This is a genomic window from Serratia odorifera, from assembly GCF_041448735.1.
Taxonomy (GTDB): domain Bacteria; phylum Pseudomonadota; class Gammaproteobacteria; order Enterobacterales; family Enterobacteriaceae; genus Serratia_F; species Serratia_F odorifera.
Genome location: NZ_JBGMUT010000049.1, coordinates 1 through 736, shown reverse-complemented (window position 1 = coordinate 736; position 736 = coordinate 1). Strand labels below are relative to the sequence as shown.

Genomic DNA, 736 nt, shown 5'->3' with positions numbered 1-736 from the left:
TATCGCGGGCAGAGACGGCATTCAGAATATGCTGATATTTGGGGAACGTTTTCTTAACGTCTGTAACGAGCGAACCCTGGGCTCCACTATCAGCAAGCTGGATCCGTCGAGCCATTTCCTTGCGGTCGCTTATTTCCGAAAATTTAAGAAATTCATCCGCCTCATCGTGGGTAAGGGCCCGGGATTGATATCTCGTGATATAGTCCTTAATAGCTTCAGGCGTCCCGGAAGGAAATTCCATGGTAACCTTATGGTGGATTAGAAGGGCTTCGAGCAAACTTGGCGACGATGACTCGAGTCCAGTCTCATCCGTGATTTTAATCGGACTCTCCTGCCCGATTGAAAATTCATGTTGCGGGTATTTACTTCTGAGAAAGTCGGAAACATACCCAGCATATTCAAATGAAAAATCCATCGATACGTCGGATTCGGGCACAAGGTACGATTCTAGCCGGGTGGCAAAGTCCCGCAGGTGGCGTGCGATCGTCATACTTTCGCTATCGGCTGCATCACGAAGCTTGCCGATATCAAGAACCCCGAATTTGCGAAATAATCCTGGAGAACGCTCAATCGCATTTTTCCCGGCTTCGAGCACCTCGACTTTGTACTGTTGGCGATAGAGTCTATTAGACAAAAAAACTGATTTTAGCGTATTGATTAACGTCACATCATCCAGACTGGCGGTTGCTGACTCCCAATAATTAAGTAATATATCCAGAGCATTTCGGACTTTTTC

Annotated in this window: 1 protein-coding gene; it reads right to left on the bottom strand. The window is 46.7% G+C overall.

Features of this window, described 5'->3' with window-relative positions:
• A partial coding sequence (locus ACCC84_RS23535) for a hypothetical protein (RefSeq protein WP_371902426.1) occupies positions 1–736 on the bottom strand: 736 nt, incomplete at both ends.